The 297-nt window shown below is 65.3% G+C and carries 1 pseudogene; it reads left to right on the forward strand.

Going from position 1 to position 297, the window contains the following annotated elements:
- Positions 1-181 (forward strand): annotated as a pseudogene (locus KZZ06_RS20335) (mercuric resistance transcriptional repressor protein MerD); the annotation flags it as partial.
- Between the last annotated feature and the right edge of the window lie 116 nt (positions 182-297).

A 297-nucleotide genomic window follows, 5' to 3' on the forward strand; every position in this document is an offset into this window, starting at 1 on the left:
TGAGCTGACGCGGCTATGCCATGCGCTGGACGATGGGGAAAACGCCGCCGCCGAAACCCTGGAACGTGTGCGAAGGCGCATTGCCGCCCGGCGCGCAGCACTATCCTCGCTGGACTTGCGGCTAGGAAATATGCTTTCCGCCATGGCCGCCGTCCCAGGCAGGGAAAACGGGCATGTCTAAGCATCCCGCCTCCGAAACGTCCATATATTGCAGCTTTGTGCCGGGCGGGTCGCCGCAACTGCGCCCGGCCAGCGCCGCATCGCTGACCATAGGCGATCCTGCCCGTGTCCCCCCAC

The sequence above is a fragment of the Sulfitobacter sp. CW3 genome (assembly GCF_019392245.1).
Taxonomy (GTDB): domain Bacteria; phylum Pseudomonadota; class Alphaproteobacteria; order Rhodobacterales; family Rhodobacteraceae; genus Sulfitobacter.